At 66.2% G+C, this 14049-nt stretch carries 20 protein-coding genes; 13 read left to right on the top strand and 7 right to left on the bottom strand.

The window, feature by feature from the left end; translation table 11 throughout:
- The first annotated feature begins 12 nt into the window (after positions 1-12).
- The 8 genes from EV645_RS34310 to EV645_RS34280 all read left to right on the top strand — a co-directional run bounded on the left by EV645_RS34310 (position 13) and on the right by EV645_RS34280 (position 5660).
- Complete coding sequence (locus tag EV645_RS34310; RefSeq protein ID WP_130448224.1) at positions 13-780, top strand: hypothetical protein; 768 nt, start codon at positions 13-15, stop codon at positions 778-780.
- Positions 781-824: 44 nt separating this feature from the next.
- On the top strand, positions 825-1268 hold the full coding sequence (locus tag EV645_RS34305; RefSeq protein ID WP_130448223.1) for a helix-turn-helix transcriptional regulator: 444 nt from the start codon (positions 825-827) through the stop codon (positions 1266-1268).
- A gap of 9 nt (positions 1269-1277) precedes the next feature.
- Positions 1278-1700: a VOC family protein gene (locus EV645_RS34300; protein WP_130448222.1), complete on the top strand. Its 423-nt coding sequence runs from the start codon at positions 1278-1280 to the stop codon at positions 1698-1700.
- A gap of 25 nt (positions 1701-1725) precedes the next feature.
- The gene (locus EV645_RS34295) at positions 1726-4086 is read left to right on the top strand and encodes an ATP-binding cassette domain-containing protein (protein ID WP_130448221.1); all 2361 of its coding nucleotides are present in this window, start codon (positions 1726-1728) and stop codon (positions 4084-4086) included.
- Positions 4087-4170: 84 nt separating this feature from the next.
- The gene (locus EV645_RS34290; protein ID WP_130448220.1) at positions 4171-4515 is read left to right on the top strand and encodes a VOC family protein; all 345 of its coding nucleotides are present in this window, start codon (positions 4171-4173) and stop codon (positions 4513-4515) included.
- A complete protein-coding gene (locus EV645_RS42020; protein WP_157997225.1) occupies positions 4515-4658 on the top strand; it encodes a hypothetical protein in 144 nt (47 codons plus the stop codon). The genes EV645_RS34290 and EV645_RS42020 overlap by 1 nt, the downstream gene beginning before the upstream one ends.
- Positions 4655-5050, top strand: coding sequence for a VOC family protein (locus EV645_RS34285; RefSeq protein WP_130448219.1), 396 nt, complete (start codon positions 4655-4657; stop codon positions 5048-5050). The genes EV645_RS42020 and EV645_RS34285 overlap by 4 nt, the downstream gene beginning before the upstream one ends.
- Positions 5043-5660, top strand: a complete 618-nt coding sequence (locus EV645_RS34280; protein ID WP_130448218.1) for an HAD family hydrolase — start codon at positions 5043-5045, stop codon at positions 5658-5660. The genes EV645_RS34285 and EV645_RS34280 overlap by 8 nt, the downstream gene beginning before the upstream one ends.
- Here EV645_RS34280 and EV645_RS34275 read toward each other — a convergent pair.
- Positions 5650-6060 (bottom strand): Ohr family peroxiredoxin, encoded by a 411-nt coding sequence (locus EV645_RS34275; RefSeq protein WP_130448217.1) that lies wholly within the window; start codon positions 6058-6060, stop codon positions 5650-5652. The two genes, EV645_RS34280 and EV645_RS34275, sit on opposite strands and share 11 nt — an antisense overlap.
- A gap of 107 nt (positions 6061-6167) precedes the next feature.
- Between EV645_RS34275 and EV645_RS34270 the strand changes: the two genes are divergently transcribed.
- The 5 genes from EV645_RS34270 to EV645_RS34250 all read left to right on the top strand — a co-directional run bounded on the left by EV645_RS34270 (position 6168) and on the right by EV645_RS34250 (position 10309).
- Positions 6168-6953 carry a helix-turn-helix domain-containing protein gene (locus EV645_RS34270; RefSeq protein WP_130448216.1) on the top strand — a complete coding sequence of 262 codons (786 nt, stop codon included), beginning with the start codon at positions 6168-6170 and terminating at the stop codon, positions 6951-6953.
- Positions 6954-7002: 49 nt separating this feature from the next.
- A complete protein-coding gene (locus EV645_RS34265) occupies positions 7003-7461 on the top strand; it encodes a GNAT family N-acetyltransferase (protein ID WP_157997224.1) in 459 nt (152 codons plus the stop codon).
- A gap of 465 nt (positions 7462-7926) precedes the next feature.
- On the top strand, positions 7927-8442 hold the full coding sequence (locus EV645_RS34260) for a GNAT family N-acetyltransferase (RefSeq protein WP_130448214.1): 516 nt from the start codon (positions 7927-7929) through the stop codon (positions 8440-8442).
- 112 nt (positions 8443-8554) lie between these two features.
- Positions 8555-9301, top strand: a complete 747-nt coding sequence (locus tag EV645_RS34255; RefSeq protein ID WP_130448213.1) for a class I SAM-dependent methyltransferase — start codon at positions 8555-8557, stop codon at positions 9299-9301.
- A gap of 384 nt (positions 9302-9685) precedes the next feature.
- On the top strand, positions 9686-10309 hold the full coding sequence (locus EV645_RS34250; protein ID WP_277877135.1) for a GNAT family N-acetyltransferase: 624 nt from the start codon (positions 9686-9688) through the stop codon (positions 10307-10309).
- 333 nt (positions 10310-10642) lie between these two features.
- Here EV645_RS34250 and EV645_RS34240 read toward each other — a convergent pair whose 3' ends face one another.
- From EV645_RS34240 to EV645_RS34220, 6 genes are all read right to left on the bottom strand, one after another.
- Entirely contained in the window at positions 10643-11404 is a 762-nt protein-coding gene (locus EV645_RS34240; RefSeq protein WP_130448211.1) for a class I SAM-dependent DNA methyltransferase, read from the bottom strand.
- Positions 11405-11563: 159 nt separating this feature from the next.
- A complete protein-coding gene (locus EV645_RS34235) occupies positions 11564-11770 on the bottom strand; it encodes a hypothetical protein (RefSeq protein WP_130448210.1) in 207 nt (68 codons plus the stop codon).
- A 51-nt stretch (positions 11771-11821) separates the two neighbouring features.
- Entirely contained in the window at positions 11822-12115 is a 294-nt protein-coding gene (locus tag EV645_RS34230; RefSeq protein ID WP_198682051.1) for a helix-turn-helix domain-containing protein, read from the bottom strand.
- A complete protein-coding gene (locus EV645_RS42445) occupies positions 12108-12245 on the bottom strand; it encodes a hypothetical protein (RefSeq protein WP_198682050.1) in 138 nt (45 codons plus the stop codon). Before EV645_RS42445 ends, EV645_RS34230 begins: the two co-directional genes overlap by 8 nt.
- Positions 12246-12325: 80 nt before the next feature.
- Positions 12326-13060 carry a class I SAM-dependent methyltransferase gene (locus EV645_RS34225; protein WP_130448209.1) on the bottom strand — a complete coding sequence of 245 codons (735 nt, stop codon included), beginning with the start codon at positions 13058-13060 and terminating at the stop codon, positions 12326-12328.
- A 75-nt stretch (positions 13061-13135) separates the two neighbouring features.
- A complete protein-coding gene (locus tag EV645_RS34220) occupies positions 13136-14047 on the bottom strand; it encodes a phosphotransferase family protein (protein ID WP_130448208.1) in 912 nt (303 codons plus the stop codon).
- Between the last annotated feature and the right edge of the window lie 2 nt (positions 14048-14049).

Genomic DNA, 14049 nt, shown 5'->3' with positions numbered 1-14049 from the left:
CGAAGGATGCCGATGTCGCAGCCGCACGTCGAGTCAGGCTCGTACCGCAATCCGTCCGACGACGCCTGGTGGCGCCGGGCGCTCGATGCCACTGGAGCCACCATGCAGCTTCATGCCTACGAGCAGAACGGGCAAGAGGTGACCTGGTCCGACGCCGTGATGAACGCGAGCGCCGCGGCGAGTATGGGATGGCGTCAGAACAACGAACGCTGGGCCGACCTTCCGAAGGGTCCGTTGGGCAACCTGGCCGACGGGTTCGCCCAACGGCTCGCCGAGGAGTACAACCGCGACGACAACGTCGGGTACCACATCGACAACACCGACTTCCTGCCCAACGTGCGCGCGTACATGGCGCGCGGTGACATCGACCAGACTCTCGAGTCCGCGGCCACCTCGATCGTCACGTCCGCCGATCCGGGTGAGCGCGGTTCGAAACGGCACTCGCCGGACCCGGACCTGGTCGCCGAGGTGCGGAACGCGATGAGCCAGCGCCTGCTCGAGGGCCGCTACGAAAGCGCGCCCGCGGTCAGGGACGAGGAGCAGAACTTCGCCTACCGCCTCGGGTACGCGACCGCCGACGCCGGTGTGAAGGCGGTCAACGAGGGCATCGCCGCGCATCCCGACCCCGAGCTTGCGCGGAGCGTTCAGCGCGCCCTCGGGGCTCAGGCCGCGCCGCGCGTGACTGTGCCCGGCGAGCGGGCCGACGGTGCGGCCGGACGTCCGGCGAGCGGCGGGGCGGCTGCTGGTACGGCGAAAGACACGTCACCTTTGACTCGCTAGCCGGGCGGGTGACTTCGGTTGCCTGACCTGGCAGGATCTGTACCGTGAGTAGCGGAACGACCGACGAGCAGCGCCTGGCGGATCTGGCGCGGCTGCGGCGTGTGAAGGACCGGATCGACCGGGAGTACGCGCAGCCGCTGGACGTCGACGCGCTCGCCCGTGGTGCGCACATGTCGTCGGGGCATCTCAGCCGCGAGTTCAAGCGCGCTTACGGAGAGTCGCCGTACGGGTATCTGATGACGCGGCGGATCGAGCGGGCGATGATGCTGCTGCGGCGCGGCGGGATGAGTGTCACCGATGTCTGCTTCGCCGTCGGCTGCCAGTCGCTGGGCACGTTCAGCACCCGCTTCACCGAACTGGTCGGCATGCCGCCGAGTGCGTACAAGGACCGCGCCGGCGACGCGACCCTCGGCATCCCGTCGTGTGTCGCGAAACAGGTAACGCGACCGATCAGGAATCGAGAAGCATCTCCGTCGTCCGGCACGTAGTTTGACGCCATGACGAACAACGCGGACATCAAGATTCACGCCAGCTTCCTGCCGCACACCGATCCCGAAGCGTCCGTCCGCTTCTACCGCGACCTGCTCGGCTTCGAGGTCCGGATGGACGTCGGGTACGAGGGCATGCGCTGGATCACGGTCGGCCCGGTCGGTCAGCCGGACACCTCGATCGTGCTCACGCCGCCGGCCGTCGACCCCGGTCTCACCGAGGACGAGCGCCGTACCATCGCCGAGATGATGGCGAAGGGCACCTACGCGACCGTCGTGCTGCAGAGCGACGACCTCGACGGTCTGTTCGAGCGGCTGCAGGCCACCGACGCCGAGGTGATCCAGGAGCCGATGGACCAGCCGTACGGCGTCCGTGACTGCGCGTTCCGCGATCCGGCCGGCAACCACGTCCGGATCAACCAAGCCTCCTGAACCCGTCCTTCCAGAGGAGACACGCATGAGCCGCGACGAACACGTTGCCGACAGCCACGACATGATCCGGGTCACCGGGGCGCGGGTGAACAACCTGAAGGACGTCAGCGTCGAGATCCCGAAGCGCCGGCTGACCGCGTTCACCGGGGTGTCCGGGTCGGGCAAGAGCTCGCTGGTGTTCGGCACCATCGCGGCCGAGTCGCAGCGGCTGATCAACGAGACGTACAGCGCGTTCGTGCAGGGCTTCATGCCGACGCTGGCCCGCCCCGAGGTCGACGTACTCGACGGTCTGACCACCGCGATCCTCGTCGACCAGGAGCGGATGGGCGCCAACCCGCGCTCCACGGTCGGTACGGCGACCGACGCGAACGCGATGCTCCGGATCCTGTTCAGCCGGATCGCGAAACCGCATGTCGGCCCGCCCACGGCGTACTCGTTCAACGTGCCGAAGCGGACCGCGACCGGGTCGATGACCGCGGACAAGGGCGCCGGCGAGAAGAAGGTCGTCCGCGAGCAGGTGTACGCCGGCGGCATGTGCCCGCGCTGCGAGGGCATGGGCTCGGTCACCGACTTCGACCTGACCGCGCTGTACGACGAGAACAAGTCGCTGAACGAGGGCGCGCTGACGATCCCCGGCTACAGCATGGACGGCTGGTACGGGCGGATCTTCCGCGGCTCCGGGTTCTTCAACCCGGACAAGCCGATCAAGAAATACACGAAGAAGGAACTGCACGACCTGCTCCACCGGGAGCCGACCAAGATCAAGGTCGAGGGCATCAACCTCACCTACAACGGCATCATCCCGGCGATCCAGCGGTCGTTCCTGTCCAAGGACGTCGACGCGATGCAGCCGCACATCCGCGCGTTCGTCGAGCGTGCGGTGACGTTCACGACCTGCCCCGACTGCAACGGGACCAGGCTCGGCGCGGAAGCGCGGTCCTCGAAGATCAAGGGCAAGAACATCGCGGACCTGTGTGCGATGCAGATCACCGACCTGGCCGACTGGATCCGCGCGTTGAAGGAGCCCTCGGTCGCGCCGCTGCTCAAGGCGCTGGGTGAGGCGCTCGACTCGTTCGTCAACATCGGCCTCGGGTATCTGTCGCTGGAGCGTCCCGCGGGCACGCTGTCCGGCGGTGAGGCGCAGCGGACCAAGATGATCCGCCACCTCGGGTCGTCGCTGACCGACGTGACGTATGTCTTCGACGAGCCGACGATCGGGCTGCATCCGCACGACATCCAGCGGATGAACGACCTGCTGCTGCAGTTGCGCGACAAGGGCAACACCGTGCTGGTCGTGGAGCACAAGCCGGAGACGATCGCGATCGCCGACCATGTCATCGACCTCGGCCCGGGTGCCGGGTCGGGTGGTGGCGAGGTGGTGTTCGAGGGGACGCTGGACAAGCTTCGTGCCAGTGGGACGCTGACTGGACGGCACCTCGACGACCGGGCCTCGGTGAAGTCGTCGGTGCGTTCGGCGTCGGGCGCGTTGGAGGTGCGTGGAGCTTCCTTGAACAACCTGCAGGACGTGGATGTCGACGTACCGCTGGGTGTGCTGGTCGTGGTGACCGGTGTGGCCGGCTCCGGGAAGAGCTCGTTGATCCGCGGGTCGATCGCTGATCGTGAAGGGGTCGTGGCGATCGATCAGGGCGGGATCCGGGGGTCCCGGCGCAGCAACCCGGCGACGTACACCGGTCTCCTTGAGCCGATCCGGAAGGCGTTCGCGAAGGCCAACGGCGTGAAGCCTGCCCTGTTCAGTGCGAACTCCGAGGGTGCGTGTCCGGCGTGCAAGGGCGCGGGCGTGATCTACACCGAGCTCGGCGTGATGGCGACGGTCGAGTCGCCGTGTGAGGAGTGCGAGGGTCGTCGTTTCCAGGCTGCGGTGCTCGAGTACACGTTCGGTGGGAAGAACATCGCGGAGGTTCTCGCGATGCCGGTGGCGGAGGCGTTGCCGTTCTTCACCGAGGGCGACGCGCGGACTCCGGCCGCTTCGACGATCCTGGCGCGGCTGGCGGACGTCGGGCTCGGGTACGTCTCGCTCGGTCAGCCGTTGACTACGCTGTCCGGCGGCGAGCGGCAGCGGCTGAAGCTGGCGACGCACATGGGGGAGAAGGGTGGCATCTACGTACTCGACGAGCCGACCACCGGTCTGCACCTCGCCGACGTCGAGCAGCTCCTCGGCCTGCTGGACCGGCTGGTCGACGGCGGCAAGTCCGTCATCGTCATCGAGCACCATCAGGCCGTCATGGCGCACGCCGACTGGATCATCGACCTCGGCCCGGGCGCCGGCCATGACGGCGGCAAGCTCGTCTTCGAGGGCACCCCTGCAGAGCTCATCAAGAAGCCGAAGACGCTGACCGGCAAGCACCTCGCGGAGTACGTCGGATAACCGGTCAGGAATCAAGAAGCACCGGCGAGTCGGCGCGACTAACGTGACAGTCAGTAAGCGAAACCCGAATTTGGAGATGCTGAAATGACTTCCACGCAAGGCGTCAAGACGATCCTGCACCCGGTCACCGACCTCGAGAAGGCCAAGCCCGTGTACGCCGCGCTGCTCGGCATCGAGCCGATGGCTGACTCGCCGTACTACGTCGGGTTCGAGGCCGAGGGGCAGCAGATCGGCCTCGTGCCGAACAGCGACCTGACCTCGCCGACGGCCTACTGGCACGTCACCGACATCGAGGCCAAGATCGCCGACATCACCGCCGCCGGCGGCACCCTGAAGGACGCCCCGAAGGACGTCGGCGGCGGCCGCCTGGTCGCCACGCTGACCGACCCGGACGGCAACGTCCTCGGCATCCTGCAAGACCCGTCCTGATGTGCCTGATCCCCAAGCTGTACGTCGCCGCCATCTACGGCGACGTACAGCAACAGGACCCGACCGAATCAGAGGCGGTGCCTGAGGAGACTCCGGCCGACGAAGCCCTCGAACCGATCCTGGTCCTAAGCTCGCTCGTGTGATCGCCCAACTCCAGGTCAACCTGTTCTGCGCCGACGTGGATGCCTGCCTGGCCTTCTACACCCGCCTCGGCCTGACCGAAGCGTTCCGCGCACCGGCGACCGGCCCGATCCAGCACGTCGAGGTCGAAGCCGCCGGTGTCCGGATCGGCCTCACCTCCGCCCAGGTCGCGAACGACCTCGTCGGCCTGGGTGTCGCCGCGTCGAGCACTCCGTCCACCGAGGTGGTCTTCTGGTGCGAGGACGTCGACGACTTCTACGAACGCGCATTGGCCGCCGGCGCGACTCCCGTCGTACCGCCGGTTGATTCACCGGACAAGCGACTCCGGTTCGCGTGGTTTCGAGACCCGGAGGCTCATCAGCTGAAACTCGTGCAGAATCGCTCGCATGGCTGATTCGCGGGTTCGGCATGTGTTGTTCGACGCGGATGGGGTGCTGCAGGATCTGCCGGGTGGTTGGTACGCGGCGATGGAGCCGTATGTGGGGGAGCGGGCGCGGGACTTTCTGCATGAGACCTGGTCGGACGAGCTGCCGATGCTTGCGTGGGAAGGCGACTACCTGCCGGTGCTCGAAGCGTCCCTGACGCGGTACGGCGTCAGCACGCCGGCGACCGAGGTGTACGACGCGGTCTGGAAGAACATCGTGCTCATCGAGGAGTCGCTCGACATCGTGCGAGCCCTGAAGCGCGGCGGGTACGGCGTACATCTCGGGACCAACCAGGAGTGCTACCGCGGCGAGCACATGCGGACGGTCCTCGGGTACGACGATCTGTTCGACGTGAGCTGCTACTCGTACGACCTCGGCGTGGCCAAGCCGGATCCTGCGTTCTTCACCCGGGCCGCGGACCGCATCGGCGCCGACCCGTCGACGATCCTGTTCATCGACGACACCTCCCGCAACATCACCGGTGCCCGCACCGCCGGCCTCAACGCTGAGCTGTGGGACTTCACCCAGGGTCACGACACGCTGGAGGCGATCCTCGCCGAGCACGGCGTCATTCGGTGACGATCTGCACCGAGATGTTGCCCCGCACGGCGCGGGAGTACGGGCAGACGTTTTCTGTTGCTTCGAGCAACTTCTTGCCGGGCTCGCCCTGGAGGTGGTCGGGGAGTTCGACGCGCAGTACGGCGGCCAGCTCGAACCTCCCGTCAGCGGGAACGAGGCTGACCTCGGCGGTGACGGCGACGTCCGAGGCGTCGATACCCCGGGCCTGGGCGACGCGGTCGAGGCTGGTGGAGAAGCACGCGGCCCAGCCGACGGCGAAGAGCTGTTCAGGGTTGACGCCGTCGCCGGTTCCGCCCATCTCTTTGGGGAAAGCGAGCTGAACGTCGAGCTGACCGTCAGCTGTGACGGCGCGGGACTCGCGGCCGGATGAGGTTGCGACTGCTGTATAGGTGGGGTTCATGGCGTCAACGATCCGGGCGCCGGGGGAGAGGTTCAATTACCTCCTTGGTGCAGTTACCTCGCGGGTAATGGCTGGCCGGCCGCGATCCGCCGTACCCTTCAGTTGTTATGACCGTCCTGGAAGAGCCACAGACCGCCGGCGAGCTGCTGCGGTTCTGGCGGGTGCACCGGCGGCTGAGTCAGCTGGAACTGGCGCTTGACGCCGAGGTGTCGACCAAGCACCTGAGCTTCGTGGAGACGGGCCGCGCGCAACCGAGCCGTCAGCTATTGGTCCATCTTTCGAACCATCTCGACCTGCCGATCGCCGAACGCAACCGGTTGCTGCTCGCGGCCGGGTTCGCGCCGATCTACCTCGACCAGCCGTACAACTCCGAGGCCATGCAGCCGCTGCGCGAATCGCTCGGGCGGCTGCTCGACGCCCACCTGCCCAACCCGGCGCTCATCGTCGACGGGCTGTGGAACCTGATCGACGCGAACGCCGCCGCGTCGCTGCTGTGGGCCGGCGTGGACCCCGAACTTCTGAAGCCACCGATGAACATGCTGCGTCTCTCGGTGCATCCAGGCGGCCTGCCGAGCATCTCCTCGATGACGGCTGCCTGCAGTCTGCCGCTCATCCACCAACTGAAACGCCGCAGCCGCGAGACCGCCGACGATGCGCTGGCCGAACTGCTGGACGAGGTCGAGCCCTACCTACCCGACGCCCCGCCGACGGCCCCGGCTCAGCAGCCGATGGTCACCCTCGATCTCAAGACTCGCCTGGGACCGGTCCGTCTCTTCACCCTGATCGCCACCATGGGCGCTCCACTGGAAGTGACAGCCGCCAGCCTCGCCATCGAGACGTTCCTGCCGGCCGATACGACCAGCGCAGAGCGGCTGCAAGAGCTCATGAGCTAAGCAGGAAACGGTTTTCCAGCGGCGGGGGAGCTGGGGGAGTATTGGCCAGGTGGATATTTGCCTCGCAGGTCAGGCCGACGTGGCGCAGCTGGCTCGGCTGCTCTGGCTGAACGCCGCACCCGAGCAGCGCGCCGAGCAATCCGTCGAGGAGTTCGCCGCCGATCTTGCGTCCTGGTGGACCGACAACGACTCGCATTTCGCGTTCGTCGCTCGGATGGACGAGTCCGAGCTCGTCGGGATGGCTTGGCTGGCGATCGTTCCGCGGGTGCCCAGGCCGGGCGCGACGACGCGGCGTTCGGCTGACATCCAGAGCGTGTACGTCGTACCGGAGTTCCGCGGCAACCGTGTCGGATCAGCGCTCGTCCAGGCCGCGGCCGACCACGCGCTGGAACTCGGAGCCGGCCACGTGACTGTCCACTCTGGGCGGAAAGCTGTTCCCGTGTACGAGCGACTCGGCTTCGCGTCGTCCCGCCAGCTTCTCCAGCTCGACGGGGCCCGCGGGTACTAAGGACTGGGGTACCGTCCTCACATGCGGGCCCGATGGGAGGACGACGGAACCGGACGCGGCGTGGGGGACGCCAAGCGGTTGGTCCCTGGCGCGAGTGATCTCCTGGCGGCTTTCCAGGAGCCGCTATGGGTCACTGAGCAACCTGAGGATCATCTGCTGCCGCATGTTGAACGATGGTGTCAGGACGATGGGCGGCTCGCTGTGCGAGCCAGCTCGACCGACGATCAGCACACCTTCATCCTCGACCTCGAGTGGCATGGCGAGCCGACAAGTGTGGGGCACGCACGAGCGGCTGTGTTCTCGCTTATCGGATCGTTCGCTGAAAGTGTCACGTATGTCCGCCAACACCAGAAGGGCTCGAGGACGGGGCTCCAGTTCGAGATCGGAACCGGTGAGCTAGCCCCCGACACAAGATTCCAGCCACACGGCCACACCGTGGTCATCAACGTGGCCGGCGTCGTCTAGATGGCAGAGCCAACTCAGGTAGTCCGCATTCGAGACGCAGCACCCGGCGACAGCGATGCGCTTGCGGAGCTGCGTGCCCGGTCGCGTGCTGTGTACTACGGTGCCGGCGGCCACGAGGTGGCTGCGACTCCTGACGAGAAGTACCGGGAGTCCTGGCGCAAGATGGTGCTGGACGCTCGACTCACCGTCCTGGTAGCCGTCTTGGGTGACGACATCGTCGGTGTAATCACGCTCGATGCCAACGGAGTGTTTCCGACCAATGCGCCTCACGAGACCCGCGTCCGGCTCGTCGGGATCTTCGTAGAGCCAGGCCAGTGGTCGAGTGGCGTCGGTAGCGCCCTGATGACACGCTTCATCTCCATCGCACGCCAGACTGACGCCGTCGGCGAAGTCGATGTCTGGGAACGGAACTCTCGTGCCATCCGGTTCTACGAACGGCACGGCTGGACCCGCGACGGAACTTCACGCCCAGGGCCGGCCGGCGCGGACTACGCCGGCTTCGTACATCTGCCGTAGATCCATGCCTGGAACATGCTTCGGATAACTGGCAGGGATCGGTGGATCAGGGCATCGTCTGCGGCTGCGGGACGAGGTAGTTGGCCCATCGGACCTGGCACACTAGCTCGGCATGACCTCCGAGGCGCAGACCGCCGAGCAGCAACCGGACCACTACGACGGCTTCGCCGAAGCGTATGCGCACGCGAACGAGAACGGCCTGTTCAACAGGTGGTACGCCCGGCCGGCGGTGCTCGACCTGCTGGGTGACGTCGCCGGGCGCCGGATCTTGGACGCCGGCTGCGGTTCAGGGCCGCTCGTCGCTGACCTGAAGGAGCGAGGAGCGAGCGTGGCCGGGTTCGACGCGAGCCCTGCGATGATCCGGCTCGCCCGTGCACGGCTCGGAGACGACGCCGACCTGAAGGTTGCCGACCTGACTCTGCCGCTTCCGTACGACAACGAGGCGTTCGACGACGCGTTGGCTGTGCTCGTGCTGCACTACCTCGAGGACTGGTCGGGCCCGCTGACCGAGCTGCGGCGGGTGCTGAGGCCTGGCGGTCGGTTGGTCGTGGTGGTCAACCACCCGGTTATCCCGCCGGTGATGTACCCCGAAGTCGACTACTTCGCGACCGTGCCGAACTCGGAGGAGTACGACTTCGACGGGGTCTCCGCAACACTCACGATCTGGTACCGCTCGCTGAGCGCAATGTCGGAGTCGTTCACCGCTGCGGGCTTCAGGATTTCTGCGATCAGCGAGCCGCCAGTATCACCGGACACGCCGCCCGAACTGCTGCCCCCGAGCGACACCGACCCCACCCGCTTCATCGGTTTCATCTTCTTCACCCTGGAGGCATCTCCTACCGCCGCACCTGAAATCTGATCGGCCCGGCATGCGGCCCGGAGCCGGTCACTCATCGACATGAGCGAGCGCTCCACGTGAAGACAGCGCCGGGCCGCGCGCGTCGCCTGCAAGCAGGCTGCCCGTCGATGCGGCCGGTAGCACGCCTTCGTGGCCTACTTCTACTCTCGTTGGTTAACTGGCAGGAACGGCAGTTGATGAGCCGGGAGTAGCGCCCGGTCCGCGGCAGGTGAGGGTGCCTGGAGGATGACCTGAACCAGTCCTGCCGGCTCGCGGCTCAGCCAGCTGGCTGAGCTGTCCTCGTCGTCGACGCGGACCCGAGGTTGGCGGCGGTGAGCCCCAGAGGAGGCTCGGCGTAAACTCCGGGGTCGACGTGCAGGGGTCAAACCGGAGCGAAAGGTGCCGATGGACGTGCGTGGAGCGGATGCCGATATTCCGGTGGTGTCGCTCTCGGATGGTGTGGTCACTCTCCGACCGTGGTCGAGAGATGACGCCGGGTTCATGGCGGAAGCATTCGCCGATCCAGCGATCCGACGTTACAACGGGGCCCACGACCGACTCGGCCGGCCGGCTCCGCCGCTCTCGATCGAGGATGCTGAAGCGATCATCGACGAGTTCGCGTCGAGGTGGCGGGCGTTCGGCGCGGCGCAGCCACCATCTGGTGTCGCATTCGCGATCACGGACGCAGCCTCTGGTGGCCTGGTCGGCTGCTGCGGCGTCGATGACTGGTCGAAGGGAGACGTAGCGCAGTTCGGCTACTGGATCGGGCCGGGCGCGCGAGGGCGCGGGTACGCGACTCGGGCGGTGGTTCTGCTCACACGGTGGTTGTTCGAGCTCGGCGCAGCTCGCGCATTCCTGACGGTCGAGGCGGACAATGAAGCGTCGGCTGCGGTGGCCCGCCGAGCGGGGTTCGTGCACGAGGGAACGATGCGCGCACACAGCGTGTGGCAGGGCGAGCGCATCGACGTGATGTGGTTCGCGGCGCTGCCGCACGAATGGACGATGCGCGAGCCGGCCGAACCGACGTGATGTGCGACGCGACCTGCACCGGCGAGCGACGATGAGCACCTGGTGGACGACGTCCGGAGCGCAGAGAGAGGGTCGCGATCAGGGTGCCTGCCCCTACGGAGCAGAAGGGTCGCCCGAGCAGCCTCACTTGCAACCGGCTGCTCCAGGCGGGGGCACGCGGTGAAGTACTCGGTTGCGAGGCTCAGGGTGCATCGATGATGGCAGACTCAATGGTGTCGCGGATGGCCCGCCAGGGGAGTTCCTTGTGGGGCGCGCTGCGCGGCGTGTGCAGGGGCCGCCACACGTCCTCCCCATACACCAGGTGGACTCCGGCGGTGCCGAGATCGCTCAGGTCTAGCGCGTCCAGTCCGGTGCGCAGACGTAGAGTTGGAGCGTTGCATCTGCGGTGAATTGCGCACGGGACCAGTCGCCGAAGCGTTCATCAACCCGCAGACCGCCAAGCGAGAGCAGCAGCGGCAACTCCTGGGGGAAGATGCTCCTGATCTCGAGCGGCGTGACACTGAAGTCGACCTCGGAATCGGTCGAGAAGTACCACCTGCCGCGAGTCACCTGCGCGGCCGCGTCGTAGGTCTCCGCGACATCGACATGGACTACGCCACGATCGGGATCCACGAACGACAATGCGTCGCGCCTGCGTCGAACGCCGTCGGCCTGGGCAAGCATGCGCACGCTCGGGTTGAACACGTCGAAGATGAGCCGCGCTCCGGGCGCCAGGTGCTTTCGCACCGACCGGAAGCAGTCCACCAAGTCCTCAGTTTCATGCACATGAAGCAGTGAATTGGCGGCGATGAACACGAGATCGAACGTTCTTCCCAGGTCGAACTCGCGCATGTCGCCCTGCACCCACTGCACCTCCACGCCGCGCTCGTCTGCCTTGCGCTGAGCTTCGGCAAGCATGTCCGGCGAGAGCTCCAGGCCCATGCACGGATGCCCGTCGGATGCGATCGGGATTAGCTTGTGTCCGGTGCCACTCCCGAGTTCCAAGACCGACCCACCTTGCCGATCGGCCTCGGTCCTATAGAAGTCGACGGCCTGTTCGCCTCCGGGGAACAACCGGTCGTACAACCTCGCGTCCGAGTAGAACTGCTCGCTCATGAGACGCACACTCCTTGCCGGATCTTGGGCAGCCTGCCTCTCGGCCAACAAACACCTGGGCCATTGTCGCGATCAGGCCGAGATCCTTCCACGGCTTATCGACGCGACCGCACATCGGCATGATCGAACGGTCTGCGTGGAGACAGCGCGTGCGGGCGATCAGGCCATCTGGCGTCTGGCTGCGATGTATTGGGAGTACACGCTGTCCGAGCCGATGGCGTGGCGCTCGATGGTGGACGGGTGGTGGCCAAGGGCGTCGGCGATGATCGGCACCGGGCCGAGGGCAACGATCTGGTGATGTCCGCCGCAGCGGCCGCAGGGGACCGGCCACCGGGTCGGATCGCTCGTCTTCCGGGGTCTAGCCATCTTCGTCGTCCAGGACGAGCCGCACGCGGCGCGCGATCGGGTTCCCCGGTTTCACTCCGACGTCCTCGGGCCGCTTCGGCGCGTCCGCGGTCTTCGCTGCGCGCAGCTCGACGTACGGCTCGAACAAGTCGTTGGGCTCGCAGCAGAGGACGTCGCACAGGGCCGCAACGTGCGCGCCGGGATGCGCTCAGGGGTGGCTGTGGCGAGTCGATAGACCTGGCTCTCGGACAGGTTGATGCCGCGCGACTTGAGCAGCGGCATGAGCTCGGTGCTCTTCCAGAGGTTCCGCTGCGCCATCACGGTGCGCAGGTTCCACTTGTAGCCGATGCGGCGTTGCTCAGCCATCGGGATTCGCCTCCTCGGGACGCGCAATGCGGCGGGTGATCATCTTCTGGATGGCTTTCTGCTTGAAGTCGTCACCGACCGATGTGTAGACGCTGGTGACCGACGCGTAGGCGTGGCCGGCCTGTTTCAACTCGTCCTACTTAAGCGCCGATAATGGACATTATGTCAACTAGTAGCCTGCGTACGCCTCAACCGGAGGTCACTGCCTGGTCATCTGTCGCGTTCGGCGCTGATGATCAGGAAGTTCGGCAGCGCGACGTAGGACTCGATAGCGTCGATTCCGCTCTCTGATGCGACCTGTGGATCAAGTCTCGGTTCGCACAGTTCAGTCAGGCGACAGCCGAGACCGACGACCTCGTTGATGTAGGCCGACAATGGCCGGTGGAAATCGGGTGCACAGCCCTCTGGCATCTCGTACTCATCCAGGTACCGATCAAGTTGGTAATGACCGTGATCCCGCCACGTTGGGTAGAGATTCTCAAACGCCGGATGAGTGATCGAGAAGACGAACCGGCCGCCCGGCTTCAGCGCGCCGACGCACGCCGCCATCGCCGACTGCCAAGCGGGTATGGCGAGCAGCACCATGCTGCAGACCACCGCATCGAACGGCTGACCAACCTCCGGCAACGTCGAGAGATCAGCCTGCACGAACCTGATCCCCTGACGCCGCTCCTGCTCGATCTTCTGAGCGCGTGCCAGCAGTGCGGCAGCCGGCTCCACACCAACCACCTCAGCTCCCCCATCGGCCATCAGTCGGCTCAAATAGCCTTCGCCACTGCCTGCATCGAGGACTTTCCGGCCATCGACCGGCCCCAGCATCCGGAGCAGGTTCCCATTCATCAAGTGGCGCTTGGGAAAGTCGCCCTGATCGTCGTACGCCTCAATCGCGTCAATCGGCATCGCCGACCACGCTGCGATCGCCTCTGAGTTACTGATCATTGACATGCGGTCACACCTCTCCGACGACAGATAGGCAGGGACAGCCATGGAACCTACCGCCTCGCCCGGCCCGTTCTGCAGTTAGCGGAGCGCGTTCAGTTCGTCGAGGGCGCGATGGCCGCGCTTGACCACACCTGGAACGACATCGTGGTGCCCGTGACGGATGGGCCACTCGAGCTGCGTAAGGATCTGTGTCGCGGCGAGGACTGCCGCTCCCTCCCAATCGACGAGGTCGAGGATTCTCGTCGATAGGCGCCGTCGGGCACCGTCGAGCGGATCTTGGAAGGTGTGCCACTGGAGGGTGGTGAGATCGGTCGCGCGTGTGCCGCTGCCTGCGTTCCCGATATCCACAACTGCAACGACCGCGCCGTCACGGACCATGACGTTGTCGGGCTTGAAGTCGGCGTGGACCATGTCAGGTGGCTTTGGTGGTGGGGAGCCGTCGGCACACATGAGGCGCAGGCGCTCCACCAATGCCGATACCGCGGAGGAGTAACCCGAAAGCCCGGCGACAGCCCTCGACAGACTCGGAGCTAGGTCTTGCCCAAAGTCCTGACCGGTGGCGAGACGCCAGGCGTACGACCAGTGGTCGTAGGGCTCGGAGGCTTGGCCGGCCTGGAGCTCGTTGATCTCCATCAGCTGCTCAACGAGGGAGGGGGTCAGCTCTGGCGCGGGAGCTGCGTCGACGAAGTCGATCAGGTGCCATACATGTGTGGCTGTGGCTCCCACTCCGAGCCAGGCCGGGGTGGGATAGCCGCGCGTGCGCATGTGCTCGACGATTCTCTGGGTTCGCAACGACTCGTCCAGCTGGTCGGGGCGTGCCCTCGGCCATGCTTTGAGCACTGCATTTGCCCTTCCGGCCAACTCAACGCGCATGGCACCCACATCGAAGCCTCCGGGTAGGCGACCGAGAAGAGTGACCTCTGCCCCGACCACGCCGGCCACGTCGTCCAGAACCCCGGCCGGCAGCCCTTCGGGATGAGTCCTGCACATGC

The sequence above is a fragment of the Kribbella rubisoli genome, from assembly GCF_004217145.1.
GTDB classification, from domain to species: Bacteria; Actinomycetota; Actinomycetes; order Propionibacteriales; family Kribbellaceae; genus Kribbella; species Kribbella rubisoli.
Note: the sequence above shows the minus strand (reverse complement) of the source record. Positions and strands in the feature narration are given on the sequence as shown.

What these genes read in the sequence shown, in the direction of transcription:
- EV645_RS34310 (WP_130448224.1), top strand. Translation starts at nt 13, where the DNA reads ATGTCGCAGCCGCACGTCGAGTCAGGCTCGTACCGCAATCCGTCCGAC.
- EV645_RS34300 (WP_130448222.1), top strand. Translation starts at nt 1,278, where the DNA reads ATGACGAACAACGCGGACATCAAGATTCACGCCAGCTTCCTGCCGCAC.
- EV645_RS34295 (WP_130448221.1), top strand. Translation starts at nt 1,726, where the DNA reads ATGAGCCGCGACGAACACGTTGCCGACAGCCACGACATGATCCGGGTC.
- EV645_RS34290 (WP_130448220.1), top strand. Translation starts at nt 4,171, where the DNA reads ATGACTTCCACGCAAGGCGTCAAGACGATCCTGCACCCGGTCACCGAC.
- EV645_RS42020 (WP_157997225.1), top strand. Translation starts at nt 4,515, where the DNA reads ATGTGCCTGATCCCCAAGCTGTACGTCGCCGCCATCTACGGCGACGTA.
- EV645_RS34280 (WP_130448218.1), top strand. Translation starts at nt 5,043, where the DNA reads ATGGCTGATTCGCGGGTTCGGCATGTGTTGTTCGACGCGGATGGGGTG.
- EV645_RS34275 (WP_130448217.1), bottom strand. Translation starts at nt 6,060, where the DNA reads ATGAACCCCACCTATACAGCAGTCGCAACCTCATCCGGCCGCGAGTCC.
- EV645_RS34270 (WP_130448216.1), top strand. Translation starts at nt 6,168, where the DNA reads ATGACCGTCCTGGAAGAGCCACAGACCGCCGGCGAGCTGCTGCGGTTC.
- EV645_RS34260 (WP_130448214.1), top strand. Translation starts at nt 7,927, where the DNA reads ATGGCAGAGCCAACTCAGGTAGTCCGCATTCGAGACGCAGCACCCGGC.
- EV645_RS34255 (WP_130448213.1), top strand. Translation starts at nt 8,555, where the DNA reads ATGACCTCCGAGGCGCAGACCGCCGAGCAGCAACCGGACCACTACGAC.
- EV645_RS34250 (WP_277877135.1), top strand. Translation starts at nt 9,686, where the DNA reads ATGGACGTGCGTGGAGCGGATGCCGATATTCCGGTGGTGTCGCTCTCG.
- EV645_RS34240 (WP_130448211.1), bottom strand. Translation starts at nt 11,404, where the DNA reads ATGAGCGAGCAGTTCTACTCGGACGCGAGGTTGTACGACCGGTTGTTC.
- EV645_RS34235 (WP_130448210.1), bottom strand. Translation starts at nt 11,770, where the DNA reads ATGGCTAGACCCCGGAAGACGAGCGATCCGACCCGGTGGCCGGTCCCC.
- EV645_RS34230 (WP_198682051.1), bottom strand. Translation starts at nt 12,115, where the DNA reads ATGGCTGAGCAACGCCGCATCGGCTACAAGTGGAACCTGCGCACCGTG.
- EV645_RS34225 (WP_130448209.1), bottom strand. Translation starts at nt 13,060, where the DNA reads ATGTCAATGATCAGTAACTCAGAGGCGATCGCAGCGTGGTCGGCGATG.
- EV645_RS34220 (WP_130448208.1), bottom strand. Translation starts at nt 14,047, where the DNA reads ATGTGCAGGACTCATCCCGAAGGGCTGCCGGCCGGGGTTCTGGACGAC.